Source organism: Amycolatopsis sp. NPDC052450 (assembly GCF_044547565.1).
GTDB lineage: Bacteria > Actinomycetota > Actinomycetes > Mycobacteriales > Pseudonocardiaceae > Amycolatopsis.
Genome location: NZ_JBIUAQ010000003.1, coordinates 326,131 through 340,643, shown reverse-complemented (window position 1 = coordinate 340,643; position 14,513 = coordinate 326,131). Strand labels below are relative to the sequence as shown.

15 protein-coding genes are annotated in these 14,513 nt (G+C 69.0%); 8 read left to right on the top strand and 7 right to left on the bottom strand.

Features of this window, described 5'->3' with window-relative positions; all coding sequences use genetic code 11:
• Positions 1-164 precede the first annotated feature (164 nt).
• Entirely contained in the window at positions 165-647 is a 483-nt protein-coding gene (locus tag ACIHAO_RS08840; RefSeq protein ID WP_396555946.1) for a hypothetical protein, read from the top strand.
• Here ACIHAO_RS08840 and ACIHAO_RS08835 read toward each other — a convergent pair.
• Positions 596-2,086: a carotenoid oxygenase family protein gene (locus ACIHAO_RS08835; protein ID WP_396555944.1), complete on the bottom strand. Its 1,491-nt coding sequence runs from the start codon at positions 2,084-2,086 to the stop codon at positions 596-598. The two genes, ACIHAO_RS08840 and ACIHAO_RS08835, sit on opposite strands and share 52 nt — an antisense overlap.
• A 129-nt stretch (positions 2,087-2,215) precedes the next feature.
• On the opposite strand from ACIHAO_RS08835, the gene ACIHAO_RS08830 reads away from it, so the two are divergent.
• On the top strand, positions 2,216-3,181 hold the full coding sequence (locus ACIHAO_RS08830; protein ID WP_396555942.1) for a winged helix-turn-helix transcriptional regulator: 966 nt from the start codon (positions 2,216-2,218) through the stop codon (positions 3,179-3,181).
• Between the two features lie 74 nt (positions 3,182-3,255).
• Complete coding sequence (locus ACIHAO_RS08825; protein ID WP_076164687.1) at positions 3,256-3,444, top strand: DUF5302 domain-containing protein; 189 nt, start codon at positions 3,256-3,258, stop codon at positions 3,442-3,444.
• A gap of 420 nt (positions 3,445-3,864) precedes the next feature.
• On the opposite strand, the gene ACIHAO_RS08820 is transcribed toward ACIHAO_RS08825, so the two are convergent.
• From ACIHAO_RS08820 to ACIHAO_RS08805, 4 genes are all read right to left on the bottom strand, one after another.
• Positions 3,865-4,935 carry a Glu/Leu/Phe/Val dehydrogenase gene (locus ACIHAO_RS08820; RefSeq protein WP_396555939.1) on the bottom strand — a complete coding sequence of 357 codons (1,071 nt, stop codon included), beginning with the start codon at positions 4,933-4,935 and terminating at the stop codon, positions 3,865-3,867.
• A gap of 159 nt (positions 4,936-5,094) precedes the next feature.
• Entirely contained in the window at positions 5,095-6,288 is a 1,194-nt protein-coding gene (locus ACIHAO_RS08815) for a kynureninase (protein WP_396555937.1), read from the bottom strand.
• Positions 6,285-7,070, bottom strand: a complete 786-nt coding sequence (locus ACIHAO_RS08810; protein WP_396555935.1) for a tryptophan 2,3-dioxygenase — start codon at positions 7,068-7,070, stop codon at positions 6,285-6,287. The genes ACIHAO_RS08815 and ACIHAO_RS08810 overlap by 4 nt, the downstream gene beginning before the upstream one ends.
• 169 nt (positions 7,071-7,239) lie before the next feature.
• The gene (locus tag ACIHAO_RS08805; protein WP_396555933.1) at positions 7,240-8,061 is read right to left on the bottom strand and encodes a PaaX family transcriptional regulator C-terminal domain-containing protein; all 822 of its coding nucleotides are present in this window, start codon (positions 8,059-8,061) and stop codon (positions 7,240-7,242) included.
• A gap of 48 nt (positions 8,062-8,109) precedes the next feature.
• On the opposite strand from ACIHAO_RS08805, the gene ACIHAO_RS08800 reads away from it, so the two are divergent.
• The 4 genes from ACIHAO_RS08800 to ACIHAO_RS08785 are packed head-to-tail and all read left to right on the top strand — an operon-like array spanning position 8,110 to position 11,847.
• A complete protein-coding gene (locus ACIHAO_RS08800) occupies positions 8,110-8,835 on the top strand; it encodes a creatininase family protein (RefSeq protein ID WP_396555931.1) in 726 nt (241 codons plus the stop codon).
• On the top strand, positions 8,832-10,334 hold the full coding sequence (locus ACIHAO_RS08795; RefSeq protein ID WP_396555929.1) for a benzoate-CoA ligase family protein: 1,503 nt from the start codon (positions 8,832-8,834) through the stop codon (positions 10,332-10,334). The genes ACIHAO_RS08800 and ACIHAO_RS08795 overlap by 4 nt, the downstream gene beginning before the upstream one ends.
• Positions 10,331-11,023: an SDR family NAD(P)-dependent oxidoreductase gene (locus tag ACIHAO_RS08790; RefSeq protein WP_396555927.1), complete on the top strand. Its 693-nt coding sequence runs from the start codon at positions 10,331-10,333 to the stop codon at positions 11,021-11,023. The genes ACIHAO_RS08795 and ACIHAO_RS08790 overlap by 4 nt, the downstream gene beginning before the upstream one ends.
• Positions 11,020-11,847 (top strand): enoyl-CoA hydratase family protein, encoded by an 828-nt coding sequence (locus ACIHAO_RS08785; protein WP_396555925.1) that lies wholly within the window; start codon positions 11,020-11,022, stop codon positions 11,845-11,847. Before ACIHAO_RS08790 ends, ACIHAO_RS08785 begins: the two co-directional genes overlap by 4 nt.
• Positions 11,848-11,978: 131 nt before the next feature.
• Here the strand turns inward: ACIHAO_RS08785 and ACIHAO_RS08780 are convergent, their stop codons facing one another.
• The gene (locus ACIHAO_RS08780; RefSeq protein ID WP_396555923.1) at positions 11,979-12,935 is read right to left on the bottom strand and encodes a helix-turn-helix transcriptional regulator; all 957 of its coding nucleotides are present in this window, start codon (positions 12,933-12,935) and stop codon (positions 11,979-11,981) included.
• A 62-nt stretch (positions 12,936-12,997) separates the two neighbouring features.
• Here ACIHAO_RS08780 and ACIHAO_RS08775 point away from each other — a divergent pair, with 62 nt between their 5' ends.
• Positions 12,998-13,468, top strand: a complete 471-nt coding sequence (locus ACIHAO_RS08775) for a VOC family protein (RefSeq protein WP_396555921.1) — start codon at positions 12,998-13,000, stop codon at positions 13,466-13,468.
• Here the strand turns inward: ACIHAO_RS08775 and ACIHAO_RS08770 are convergent.
• Entirely contained in the window at positions 13,460-14,377 is a 918-nt protein-coding gene (locus ACIHAO_RS08770) for an SMP-30/gluconolactonase/LRE family protein (protein WP_396555919.1), read from the bottom strand. The two genes, ACIHAO_RS08775 and ACIHAO_RS08770, sit on opposite strands and share 9 nt — an antisense overlap.
• Positions 14,378-14,513 lie beyond the last annotated feature (136 nt).

Genomic DNA, 14,513 nt, shown 5'->3' with positions numbered 1-14,513 from the left:
CTTACCCGCCTGAGGTCCGTGAATGCCTGGCACCAACCGCAGCCGGAACCACGTAGGTACCTAAGACACCTTGGCCCTCAATAAGGCGTCAAGAATCCCGGCGGAGGCGTAGGGAACCCGTTCACGCGGACGGCACGTCCGGTGACGCGGAGTTGACTGGGCGGATGAGGAAAACCGAGTGTTTCGGCTTCCCGTTCGGTTGTGTCTCCGTCGTCGTCGCGGCGTCGGTGGCCGGACTCCTCGGTTCCCCGCGACATCACGTCTTTTCCTTGGCGGCCTTGGGTTTCGTCGTGCTCCTCACCGGTGCCGTGACCAGTCGCGCCGCGGCGGCCGGGACGGCGCTGATCGCCTGGAGTGTCCATTCGGGATTCACCGTCGGCACGGCGGGCGAGCTTCGGTTCACCACCGAGACCGGTGTCGCCGCGATCGTGTTCGCCGCCGCGACCGCGATCGGCATGCTCGCCGGGGCGGTATGGCGTGCCGCGCGAAAGGCCGTGTCCGAGTCGCCCCACCCCCTGGCAGGGGCAACTCGGACACGGCTTCCCGGCGTGCGCGCACCTGCCCACTCCCCTCCGGTGGGCGGATGTGAAGGGGATCATCGGCTACCGGAAGGTTCCAGCTGGTCCGCCCGGACCCAGGTCGCGTGAAAACCGAGCGGGACACGCTGGGGCAAAAGGACCCTGGCCACGGGTCCGGCAGCGAGATCGGCGGCGTCGAAGACGTTCAGTTCCGAGCGCCCCTCGCGCTCGTCCTGGACGAAGGTCACCAGATAGCCGTCAGCGGAATCGGCGGCCGCGCCGTCGCGGGGTGCGAACGGCGCCTCACTGCCCCACCGGCCCGGACCGAAGCGATATTCGGTCTTTGCGCCGGCAAGATTGTCGTAGCACACCAGGCCGTCGAACTTGAGCGTCGAATCCGGCGAGATGTGCACCGCGTAGGAAAAGCGATTCCGGCCGCCGACCACCCTCGAGTCGACGGACGGAAACTCGGTGTTGTCGTCGTCGAGCTGATCCTCCAGGCACTGCCCGGTCCGCAGGTTGAACCGGTAGCGGTGCGGTGAGGCGTCCAGCCGCAGGTACGACAGCATCTTGGCGAGCGGGGTGCGTGCGTCGGCCGCCGGGGCGGCCAACTGATCATGCGGCCGCTGGACGCGGCAGACGTCGAGGACGATTTCCTCGCCCTGCTCCCAGGCGTTGACGACGTGGTAGATGTAGCAAGGGCTGGCTTCGAACCAGCGGATCTGGCTACCGTTACCGTAGCGAGGGAGTACCCCGAACCGGCTCGGCAGCGACCGGTCGAACACCAGCTTGTGACGGCCGTTGCGCGCCGCCTCCAGGTCCTGGACCAGCGGCAAGTCCATCAGGATCGCGTAGTTCTCGGTGATCGCCATGTCGTGCGGCAGGCGCGGACCGGGGAGTTCGATCTCGGTCGTGCTCGCGACCCTGCCGTCGGCGCTGATCACGCCGTAGCGCAGGTACGGCGGCCGCGGGCCGTAGTCGAACCAGAACATCTCGCCGGTGCGCTCGTCGACCTTCGGATGCGCCATCATGTCGCCGACCAGCGTGCCGAGGAAGTTCTCGGCGCCCAGCGTCTCCAGCGACAGCGGGTCGACCCCGTACGGCTCGCCACACATGTACCAGGTGGAAAGCACCTTCCCGCGATGGAAGATCAGGTCGGTGTTGGCGCTGTCCTTGACGTTCAGGCCGTGCGAGTTGCCGAACGGGTTGCCCTTGGGCGACTCCATGACGCCCTTCCAGAGCGCCTTGCCCGCTTCGGATTCGGCCTCGAAGGCCTTGGTGCGGATCCAGCGGTTGCGGTAGCGGGCCTTGCCGTTCTCCAGGTGGACGGCGTGGATCATGCGGTCGCCGTCGAACCAGTGGTAGCGGCCCTCCGGCTCGAACCGCGGGTTGGGGCCGTTGCGCAGGTACACACCGTTCAGGTCCGCGGGGATCTTGCCGATGACCTCGAGCTCACTCGCGTCGATCTCTTCGCCGACCGGGGCGTAGACACCCAGCAGGTACGGGTTGACCTCGGGTTCTCCGGCGGCGGCTGCCACCAGGACCGGCTGCTCGGAGGTACTGGTCATCGGTTCTCCCCGGCTGGTTCGCGTTGACCGATTGCCGAGACACTATGATTTCTGTAGCCAGCTGTCAACAGACTTCTACTGCTGTAGTCAGTAGTACGCTGACAGCGACATCACCGGAGAGGCACGTACGTGACAGAGGCGACGGCGCACCGCGTCCGGCCGGCGGGCGATCCGTTGCGCCGGGCGCTCGAACTGCTCGGCGACCAGTGGACCTTGCTGATCCTGCAGAGCCTGTTCCTGCGTTTCCGCCGGTACGAGGAACTCCGGCTGCGGCTCGGCATCTCCCCCACCGCGTTGTCCGGGCGGCTGCGCGAAATGGTCGACGGCGGCATGCTCGTCCGCACGCCGTACCGGGACGCGCGCCGCACCCGGCACGAGTACCGGCTCACCGAACGCGGTCTCGCGCTGTGGCCGCTGCTGATCTCGATCTGGGCGTGGGAACGGGAATGGGTCGAGGGGCGGCGCGCCGCACTGCCGAAGCTGATCCACCTCGACTGCGAGCTGCCCACGTCGGCGCCGCTCGGCTGCGCCTCCTGCGAACGCCGGGTCGACGCCCGCGACGTCCGCGCGCGGCGGCTCGACGACACCGGCGTCGCCGAGGCGACGGCGACGAAACGCTTCCGCCGCAAGGACGCCGAGTCCCTCGCGGGCGACCCGCTGATGTTCTTCCCCGACACCATGGAACTCCTCGGCGACCGCTGGTCGACCGGGCTCGTGGTGAGCGCGCTGCTCGGGGCACGGCACTTCTCGGAGTTCGAACGCGAACTCGGCATCGGCCCGAGCGTGCTTTCGGGGCGGCTGTCGAAACTCGTGGACGTCGGCGTGCTGCGGACCGGGACCGCGAAGACCCGCACCGACGCGCACGACTACCGGCTGACGGCGAAAGGGCTCGCGTTCTTTCCCGCGCTGGCGTTCATCGCCGAGTGGTCGCGGGGTTTCGAGATGCCTGGCCAGGAACCGGACATCACGCTGGAGCACGTGGACTGCGGCAACCGGCTGAAGCCGATCCTGCTGTGCGACCACTGCTGGCGGCCGCTGCTGCGTGACCGGGTCCGGTTCGGCGGCCCGGTCCGGCTGCCCACGCCGCCCAGGTGACGTAAATCGACTCGCCAATCCGGATGGTTCCTGACAGGGTGAGAACGTCACATGTCGTCACCTCGGAGGTAGTAATGACTGAACCGGCACCGTCCCCAGCGGATGGCGAAGAGGACGACACCAAGCGCAAGTTCCGCGAGGCCCTGGAGCGCAAGCAGGCCCAGGCTCGCTCGGGCTCGGCACACGAGAACGCCGGCGGCAAGAACCTGCACGCCCACGGCCCGGCCGCGAACAAGCGCACCTTCCGTCGCAAGAGCGGCTGAGTCCCCGCGCCTCTGGATACGCATGACGCGAAAGCTACTTTCGGGACACCTGGTGTCCTGAAAGTGGCTTTCGCCGCTTCCGAGCCCTGGATCGGCTCCGTGCCTGTGAAGGGGCGAAGCCGGCGTGGGGGGGGGGGGGGGGGGGCGCGGCGCGCAGTGTGTGTGGAGTGGGTTGTTGTACCCGCGCCCCCCGCCCCCCCCCCCCCCCCCCCCCCCCCCCCCCCGCCCCCCGTCATCACAAGACCCTACCCCACCTCTTCGGAGCCCCCCCCCCCCCCCCCCCCCACGCCTCGGACCGGCACCGCACCGCGCCACACCGGCCACCTCCGGGCCCCCTGTGGCCACGTCCCCAGTGCAATGAAGGGGCCTTTCATAGCAAAATTTGCTATGAAAGGCCCCTTCATTGCAGTTGCGGGAGAGCTACACCGTCAGGATCGACCGCAGTCCGCCGACCTCGGCCATCCGGCGCTCCGCCAGCCGGTCGGCCGCCGTCGACGGCGGGACCCCATCGGCCTTGGCCAGCGCGAACACCGCCTTCGTGGTGTCGAAGATGGCCGTCGTCTTGCGCTTGGCCCGCGCGAAGTCGAAGCCGTGCCGCTCGTCGTCGACCTGGATCACGCCACCGGCGTTGACCAGGTAGTCCGGCGCGAAGAGGATGTCGCGGTCGTCGAGCTGCTTGCCGATGCCCGGGTGCGCGAGCTGGTTGTTGGCCGCGCCGCAGACGATCTTGCTGCGCAGCAGCCCGACCGTCTCGTCGTTGAGCACGCCGCCCAGCGCGCACGGCGCGAAGACGTCGAGTTCGGTGCGGATCAGCGTGTCGAGGTCTTCGACGACCTCGACCCCGGGGTACGCCGCGCGGGTGCGTTCGATCGCCGCGGGCGACACGTCGGTGATGACCACCTGCGCGCCCGCCTCGATCAGATGCCCGACCAGGATGTGCCCGACCTTGCCGACCCCGGCGACGCCGACCTTGCGGCCCGCGAGGTCCGGGACGCCCCAGACGGCGTCCGCGGAGGCACGCATGCCCTGGTAGGTGCCGAAGGCGGTGAGCACCGAGGAGTCGCCGGCGCCGCCGTTCTCCGGCGAGCGGCCCGTGACGAACTCCGATTCGCGGGCGACGATGTCCATGTCCTGCACGTAGGTGCCGACGTCGCAGGCGGTGATGTAGCGGCCGCCCAGCGACTGGACGAACCGGCCGAAGGCGCGAAGCAGCGCTTCGGTCTTGTGTTTCTGGGGGTCGCCGATGATGACGGCCTTGCCGCCGCCGAGGTCGAGCCCGGCGAGCGCGTTCTTGTAGGCCATTCCCTTCGACAGCGCGAGGACGTCCGCGAGCGCGGCTTCCTCGGATTCGTAGGGGTAGAACCGGGTTCCGCCGAGCGACGGACCCAGCGCCGTCGAGTAGATCCCGATGATGGCCTTCAGGCCGGTGGCCTGGTCTTGGCAGAAGACGACCTGTTCATGGCCGGTACCCTGGCCGAACACTTCGGTCACTGTGGTGACTCCTTGTCCTGGAGTGCACGCTGCTTGTGGCTCACGTGCGAAGTTCCTGCAACAAGGCACAGTCCCCGACGAAGGTCGTCCGGCGGCGACGGTGCCACATCGCAAACCTAGATCGCCCCGGTCCGTTCGCCAAACCGGGGCAGAGCCGTCTCAGCCGTTGACGACCTCTTGGAGGACGTGGAGCGCGGAGTCGAGCTGACGATCGGACAGGTACGGCGCCGGTCCGAACCTCAGGTACGGGCCGCGGCTGTCGGTCCGGACGCCGCGGCCGGCGAGGGCGGCCTGAAGTGCACCGGCGTCGGCGCACTTCAGTGACAGGAAACCGCCGATCCGGTCCAGCGGTGTCTCGCGGTCACGCGTGATGACCTTTTCGGGCAACCCGAGCTTGTCGAAGCCCTCGGCGAGGAAACCGACCTGGTGCCGCGAGACTTCCCGCAGGAACTCGGGCGTGAGCCCCTGCTCGGCGAAGAACCGGAAGACGCGAGCGCCCCGGTAGTGGCTCGTCGGGTCGTAGGTCGCTCCGGCGAACCTGTCCGATCCGTAGGCGTAGGCGACCTGGCCTGGCCGGCGCTCGTCCGCGAGCGCGCCGAACTCGGCGTACCAGCCGGTGACGACCGGGCGCAGTTCCTGCGCGTGCGCGGGCATCCGCAGGAAACAGTTGCCCTCACCGAGCTGGAGGTACTTGTAGCCGCCGCCGAGGACCCAGGCGTTGGTGAGCCCGAGGTCGTGCAGCGAGAACGGGACGACGCCGAGCGCGTGGTAGGCGTCGACGACGAGGTTCACCGACTTCGAAAGGCAGACGTCGGCGAGATGCGCGAGGCCCGGCACGAGCCGGGAGGTCTCGAACAACACTGCCGAGACGAGCACGGCGGCGGTGTCTTGGGTGACCTCGGCCGCGACGCGTTCGGCCAGCGTGTTGACCGGCGTCGAGGGGACGCGGACGACCTCGACACCTTCCTCGGCCAGCCGTGCCAGCTGACGGCGCAGCGTGTGGAACTCCCCGTCGGTGGTGACCAGCCGCGGACGGCTCGGGAGATCCATCGCCGAGAGGAACCGGATCACCAGATCGTGGGTGCTGGCACCGAGCGCGATGGCGCCGTGCGGGTCACCGAGCAGCGCCCGGAACCCGGCCCGCATCTCGTCGGCCTTCGCGAAGGCCCGCTCCCACTTCGTGTCGACCTCTTCGGCCGCGTCGGCGAAGGCATCGAGAAGACCCTCCCGCGCGACGTCGGGCCAGGCCTGATGCGAGTGCCCGGTCAACAGGATCCGGTCCGCCACACCGAATTCCGTGTAGTGCGCCGCGAGCGCGTTCGGGTCGCGGCGGAGTTCGTCGAGGTTCGTCAAAGCCTGCTCCGCACCGCCCAGAGGTCCGGGAACATCGGGGAGAAAAGCGTCGAACGCAGGTAGTGCGCGCCCGACGAACCCCCCGTCCCGGTCTTGTCTCCGATGGTGCGCTCGACCATCTTCACGTGCCGATACCGCCACTCCTGCATCCCTTCGTCCAGATCGACCAGGTGCTCCGCCACGACGGACGGCCCGGTGTCATCGCGGTAGACCCGCAACAGAACCTCTTGGAGCGCCGGAGAGGGTTCGAGTGGCTTGGTGACATCGCGCCCGGTCGGGACGTCGTACTCCTTCACCGCGAGGTAGGTGACGAAGGAATCGAAGAGCGACGGCCGTGACATCGCGTCGGAGATCTGGGCGCGTTGCTCACCGCCTTCGGGGTAATGCGCGAACACCCGCTCGTCCCGGCGGCCGAGAACGGCCTCCAGAACGCGGAATTGAGCCGACTGGAACCCGCTCGAAGCGTCGAGTCGCGCACGGAAACTGGTGAACTGGCTCGGAGTCATCGTCTCGAGCACATCTATCTGCGCGACCACCACCTTGAAGATAGTCAGGATTCGCCGCAGTGTGCGGACGGAGTGAGCGGTGTTACCCGCCTCGAGCTGCTCCTGCAGGTAAAGCGCCTCGTGGAGAACTTGTTTGAACCAAAGTTCATACACTTGGTGGATAACAATGAAGAGCAACTCGTCGTGTTCGTCGGAGCGGGGATGCTGCGCGTCCAGCAATTCGTCCAGCGAAAGGTAGGACGTGTAACTCAATGCGGCCTGAGTGTCGCCTGTCATTTTTCTGTCACCTCATCGATATCGCGCCGACCGTGATCGCGCCGCCAGGGCGCACCTTTCGCGGTCAGGTCGCCTTGCCCGCGATGGCGCCCTGCCATCGCGATCACGGGGCCTGGCGGCCGAGAACGGCGCGACCCCGAAAAGATCAAGAGCCCCTCGGGGTCGCCTGTCATTTTTCTGTCACCTCATCGAAATGGCGTTGCGCGGCCGGGGCCAGTGCCTGGTAAAGATCGTGGAACAGCTCCACCGCGGCCGCCCGGCTCGGCGGAGCGGGTACCAGCTCGACCGGGAGTTCCGGATCGAGCGACGGGAAGGCGCGGAAGGTGTGCGTCAGCCAGGTCCGGACGGCGAACGCCTCCGCGTCGGGCAGGTCATCCGGGTACCCGCCGAAATCCCGGACGAACGCGTCGTACCGCGCGGCGAGGCCGTCGAGGTTCCAGGCCCGGCCGGCGAACCGCCGGACGTCGAGGCCCGCCGACGGTTTCCCGAGCATCAGCCCGGCGTGCTCGGAGACGTCCAGTTCGGCCAGCAGGGCGAGTACCTCGGCCTCCCGGTCGTGCGGAGCGATCCAGGTGCCGTCCTGCACCGGCCCGAAACCGAGGAAACGCAGACGACGCACCAGCCGTTCCCGGGCTTGGCGGCGGCTTTCGGGGATGCTCTGCCACAGCACGGTCCACTCCCCGACCTCGCGTTCGCGCCTGCCGAGGGAGAAGATTCGGCGGTCGCCGTCCTCCAGGAGCGCGATCGTGCGGCGGGTCAGTGAGTAGTGGGTGAGCCTGCCCGCCTTGTGTCTCGCGAGCAGGTCGCGGCGGACGAGCCTGGCCAGCGCGATCCGCGCGGCGCCGTCGGAGAAGCCGAGCCCGGCGAGCACGGCGACCAGGCCGCCGGACCAGACACGACGGCTCTCGCGCGGCGACACGTAGGTGCCGAGCAGCGTCATCACCAGTTCCTGGGGACCTGGGTCGCCGTGCGGTGTGGCCGATTCGGGCATGCGCGCAACTCTATACACCTCAGGCCGCTGCGGTGTAGCTTGATTCGGGTGACGTACTTCGCGGAGTTGAGCTCGCGTCAGGTGGCCGCGCTCGCGTCCGATGCGCGCGTCCCCGTGCTGCTGCTGCCGGTGGGCGCGGTCGAACCACACGGGCCGCACGCGCCGCTGGGCACCGATCCCCTGATCTCACGGGGGATGTGCGAGCGTGCCGCCGCCCGGCTGGCGGGCGACCCCGGCGTCCGCGTGCTGATCCTCCCCGAGGTGCCCTACGGCGTGACCCGGTTCGCGGCCGGCTTCGCGGGCGGCATCTCGATCGGCGAAGAGACCCTGTACGCGCTGCTGACCGAGATCTGCGGGGCGCTCGCCGAGCAGGGACTTTCCCGGATCCTGCTGGTCAACAACCATTTCGAACCGGCACAGCTGGCCGTGCTGCGGCGCGTGGCGGAGACCGGCGGCGCCGGCTTCGTCGACCTGGTCCGCCGCCGGTACGCCACCCGGCTCACCGACGAGTTCCGCTCGGGCGAGTGCCACGCCGGGCAGTACGAGACGTCGCTGGTGCTCGCCGACCGGCCGGACCTCGTCGACGCCGCCGTCCAGCGCGCACTGCCCGCGGTCCACGTCGACCTGGCGCGCGGCGGGGTCACGGACTTCGCCTCGGCCGGGATGACCGAGGCCTACTGCGGCACTCCTGCCCAGGCGAGCGCCGAAGAAGGCGAGAAGACCTTCTCGGTGCTCACCGACATCCTGGTCGAAGCGATCCGGGAGCTGGCATGACCTTCAACCTGGCGACCCATTTCGTGGACCGCCTCCCCGGCGAGCGGACGGCGTTGTTGTGCGGCGACGAGGAGGTCACGTACGCGGAGCTGGCGGCGCTGGTGAACCGCGCCGGGAACGTGCTGCGCGACCTCGGCGTCCGAAGTGGACAGCGGGTCCTGCTGGCGCTGAACGACAGTGTCGAGTTCGTGGCGGTCTGGTACGCGGCGCAGAAGATCGGCGCCGTCACCGCCGAGGTCTACTCCTTCCTCCAGCCGAAGGATTACGCGTACTACCTGGCCTACACCGAGGCCGTCGTCGTCATCGCGGACGCCTCGACGTTGCCCGCGCTGCGCGAAGCCGGGGCACGGAACCTGCTGGTCATCGGCGATGTCGAGGTGGAGCCCGGCGAGCACTCGTTCGACGCGCTGGTCGCGTCGGCTTCACCCGGCCTGGAAGCCGCACCGACCACTTTGGACGATGTCGCGATCTGGAAGTTCACCACCGGGAGCACCGGTTCACCCAAAGCGTGCGTGCATCCGGCGCGCAGCGCACTGGAGAGCTTCGACCGATACGCGCTCGGCGTGCTCGGCCTCCGCGAGGACGACCGCGTCCTGGCCGTGCCGAAGCTGTTCTTCGGCTACGCGCGGGATCTGACCGCGTTGTTCCCGTTCGGCGTCGGCGCGTCCGGGATCGTGTTCCCGCAACGCAGCACCGCCGAGCTGCTGTTCTCGCTGATCGAGCGCTACCGTCCCACGATCCTCGTCAACGTGCCGACCATGATGAGCGCGATGATCGCCCATCCGGCGGCGTCTACTGTGGACATGAGTTCGCTACGGCTCGCGACGTCAGCGGGCGAGGCGCTGCCATCCGAGCTGCATCGCAAGTGGGACAACGCGTTCGGTGTCCCGGTGATCGACGGGATCGGCTCGTCGGAGGCGTACCACATCTACCTGTCCAACGTGCCCGGCGCGCAGCGGGTCGGCAGCCTCGGCCGCGAGGTCCCCGGTTACACCGCTCGCGTTCTCGACGAGAGCGGCGATCCCTTACCGGACGGGGAGATCGGCACCCTGGAGGTGACCGGCCCGACCATCGCGCGGGAGTACTACGGCGACGCGGAGAAGACCGCGCGGACGTTCCACGGCGACACCCTGCGCACCGGTGACCTGTTCAGCCGCGACACCGACGGGTACTTCCACCACCACGGCCGCGCCGACGACCTGCTGAAGGTGTCCGGCGTGTTCGTCGCGCCGAGCGAGATCGAAGACTGTCTCATCGGTCATCCCGCCGTCGTCGACTGCGCGGTGCTGGGGATGAGCGTCGACGGCCTGGTCGTCCCGCGGGCGTGCGTCGTCCTGGCGGAGGGCGCCTCCGTGACCGCCGACGAACTGAAGGACCACGCGCGGGCGCACCTGGCGAAGCACAAGTATCCGCGCGAGGTGGTGTTCGTGACCGAACTCCCCCGCACGGCCAACGGAAAACTCGATCGGCGCGCGTTGCGCCGGGTGGAGGCAGAGTGAGCAGGATCGTCGTCGTCACCGGCGGGACACGCGGGATCGGCGCGGCCATCGCCGCCCGGTTCCAGGCCGCCGGGGACAAGGTGCACGCGCCCGGCCGGGCCGACTGCGACGTCACCGACGAAGCCGCCGTCGCCCGGTATTTCGACGACCTCGGCCCGGTGGACGTACTGGTGAACAACGCCGGGATCTCGGCGAGCGCCCCGCTGGCGAAGACGTCACTGGAGCAGTGGCGGAGCCAGTTCGAGGTCAACGCGACCGGCGCTTTCCTGTGCACACGGGCGGTTCTGCCCGGTATGCGGTCGCGTGACACTGGCCGGATCGTCACCGTCGCCTCGACCGCGTCGCATATCGGCTACCGCTACACGGCCGGATACACCGCGTCGAAGCACGCCGCCGTCGGCCTCATGCGGGCCACCGCCGCGGAACTGGCGGGGACCGGCGTCACCGCGAACGCCGTCTGCCCGGCCTTCGTGCGCACGGACATGACCGCCGCCTCGGTCGCCCGGATCCAGGAACGGACCGGCCGCGACGAAGCAGGCGCGGAAGCCGCCCTCGCCGCCGCGTCCCCGCTCGGCCGCCTGCTCGAACCCGACGAGGTCGCCCACGCGGTGACCTTCTTCGCGGCGCCAGAAGCCGCCGCGATCAACGGACAGACACTCGTCCTCGATGGAGGTGGGATCCAGTCATGAGCCCGTTCCGCGCCACGCCGCCGATCACGACGGACTGGGAGCACTTCGAGTTCACCGTGGACGACGGCGTCGCCACGGTCACCTTGGACCGCCCCGAAAAACTGAACGCGCTCACCTTCGACGCCTACGCGGACCTGCGCGACCTGCTGGCCGAGTTGCCGCACCGCGGCGACGTCCGGGTGCTGGTCATCACCGGCAGGGGGCGCGGCTTCTGCTCCGGCGGCGACGTCGAAGAGATCATCGGCGAACTGCAGAAAATGGAGTCCGCCGAGCTGCTGGAGTTCACGCGCATGACCGGCGCGGTGGTGAAAGCGCTGCGGGAGTGCCCCATCCCGGTGATCGCCGCGGTGAACGGCATCGCGGCGGGCGCGGGTTCGGTGATCGCGCTGGCGAGCGACTTCCGGCTGATGGCGTCGTCGGCGAAATTCGCTTTCCTGTTCACGAAAGTCGGCCTGGCCGGCGCCGACATGGGCTCGGCGTACCTGCTGCCGCGGCTCGTCGGCCTGGGCCGCGCGACGGAACTGCTGATGCTGGGCGACAAGATCGACGCGGCCCGCGCGGAGGCGATCGGCCTCGCCTCGAAGGTGGTGCCCGACGCTGAGCTCGCTTCCGAGGCCTCCGCTTTGGCCCGGCGGCTCGCCGACGGACCGGCGCTGGCCTACAGCACGACGAAGGTGCTGTTGACGCGCGAGCTCGACATGGACCTGGCGAGTTCGATCGAACTCGAGGCGATCACGCAAGCTTTGCTGATGACGGCGAAGGACCACGGGGAGTTCTATGCGGCTTGGACGACCGGGCGTTCGCCCCAGTGGACCGGCCGGTGAGCTCTTCCCCCCGCCGCAACTAGTCACCTACTTGCGCAGTCCGATCACGCAAGTACATGAAGGACCCCATCCTTGCGCCTAGGTACATGAAGGCCCCCTTCATGTACTTCAGGCGCCCAGAGCCCCCGCAATTAGTCACCTACTTGCGCAGGAGCCGCCGCCCCGAGTAAACGTTCGGCCAGGACCCGGCACCGCTCCCCCAGCTCCGCCGGTTCGAGCACCTCGAACGCGTGCCCCAGCACCACCACATGCATGAGCAGGAAGTCGAGATCCCCGGCCCCGCTCAACACCTCGCACCGCGAAGGACCCCGTTCCCGCACCACGGCCGCCGAAGCCGGGATCTGCGCCCGCACGACCGGGGCGGGCGCGTGCACCAGGAACCGCGCCTGGTGCCGGTAGACCCGGCTGGCGATGTTCTCCTGCACATAGGCCGCCGCGTCGGGCGCCGGGCGCGGGCGGAAACGCCAAGACCGCGCGGAAACCTCGGTCATCCGGTCGACGCGGAAGGTGCGCCAGTCGTCGCGGTCGAGGTCGTAGGCGAGCAGGTACCAGCGCCGGCCGGAGGCCACCAGCCGGTACGGCTCGACCCGTCGCGGCGTAGGACCCGAGGAGGACGGATACCCGAAGCCCGCCTCGACCTCGTCGCGGCAGGCGCGGGCCAGTGTCATGAGGACGTCGGGGTCGATCGGCGCGCGGCTTCCGTCGAAGGCGACCACCGAGCCGGACAGCGCGCTCACCTCGTGCCGCAGTCTGGTCGGCAGCACCCGGTCGAGCTTCGTCAACGCCCGGAGTGTGGCTTCACCACTGCCCGCGCCGGCGAGCAGCGAGACCGCGGTGGCGATCGCCTCCTCATCGTCCAACAGCAACGGCGGCATGTCGTGGCCCGGGCCGAGCTGATACCCGCCACCAACACCGTTGCTGGCCTGCACCGGATAGCCGATCGCCCGCAGCCGCTCGATGTCCCGCCGGATCGTGCGCGGCGTGACGCCGAGCCGCTCGCCGAGTTCCGGGCCGGTCCACACCGCGCGCTGCTGCAACAGGCCGAGCAGGGTGAGCACCCGCTCGGTCGTGCCGCGCTCGTCCTCCATGTCACCCACTGTGCCAGAGATAGCGGACCGATCCTGTCCGCTAGGTATGTCAGAGTGGTCCCATGAACCGCAAGAGCCGCGAATTCCAGGTCAGCTTCGACGCCCTCGACCCCAAAACCCTCTCGATCTTCTGGCGTGACGCCCTGGGCTACGTCCACCCCGGCCCTCCCGGGGTCGAGGTGCCCGAGGGCACCGATCCGCTGGACGCGTGGGCCGAGTTCCTCGAGCGGGTCGGCGTGCCCGAGGATCAGCGCAACACCAGGTCGGCCCTCGAAGACCCGGACGGCGAAGGGCCGAAGATCTTCTTCCAGCAGGTCCCGGAGGACAAGATCGCGAAGAACCGCGTCCACCTCGACATCCGCGCCGCTCCCGGGCTGGTGGGCGACGAGCGCATGGCGGCGCTCGAAGCCGAGTGCGACAGGCTCGTCGCGCTGGGGGCGAAGCGGGTTCAGCGCTTCGAACCCGAGCAGCCGTTGAGCCTCGGCTTCATCGTGATGAACGACCCGGAGGGCAACGAATTCTGCCTAGACTGAGGTGACGGCGATCGCGTTGTCCTCCAGCGAGCCGAAGTAGAGGGTCCCGGCCCGCTCGCGGACGCCGACGAGCAGGTGGAACCCGTCGATCTCCCCGCGTAGTTCGTGGACCAGCTTCCCGTCCGGCGTCACGCCGCGCACCCCGCATTCCCGCGCGGGTGCGGGCTGCAGGGCCGTCGGCAACGCCCGGACACCGGCCCGCAACGGCGCGGGGAGCTTCCGTACCAAGGAAAGCGCGGGCACCTTCGGACTCGCCACGGTGATCCAGATCAGCCCGTCGCTGCCGGTCGAGATGTTGTCGGGGTACCCCCACAGATCGTCGACGAGGTAGTCGCGCGTACCCGCCTTGTCGCCGGTGAGCCACACGCGCGAGACCCGGCAGGCGCCGGTCTCGGCGACGGCCAAATAGGACTCGTCGGGCGGCAGCGCGACGCCGTTGGCGAACTGGAAACCGTCGGCGAGCTGCTCGATCTTCCCGTCCGGCGTGCGCCGCAAAAGCCGTCCACCGCCGGTCTGCTCGATCAGGTCGTCGCGCCAGTTCTCGATGCCGAAGCGGCGCGACGAGTCGGTGAAGTACACCGTGCCGTCGGAGGCGACGGCGGCGTTGTTGCAGAACACGAAATCGAGGCCCGCGGCCGAAGTCGCCAGCGTGGTCACGGGACCGCCCGCGAGCGGCATGGTGAGCAGACCGGCCTTGGCGTCGCAGATCAGGAGGTCCTCGCCGTAGAACTCCAGCCCCAGTGGACGGCCGCCGGTGTCGCCGAGGACGTCGATCCGCTTGCCGTCCGGCGTGAGGCGCAGGATCCGCCCGTCGTCGACGCCGGTGTAGATCCGCCCCTGGTCGTCGACCACGACGTCCTCGGGACCGTGCCCGTTGACCGGGATGACCGTGACCTCGCCGAACGCCATCGGGTTTCTCCTAGTGTCGCGCACCGGAACGCGGTGCATGAGTCGGTGGATCCAGGTTTCCGCCGGCGGTGTTGCCGGTTCGTCCTCGTACCGGGTTGTACTCGGGCGGACCGGCAACGTCGCCAGCGGGAAGCTG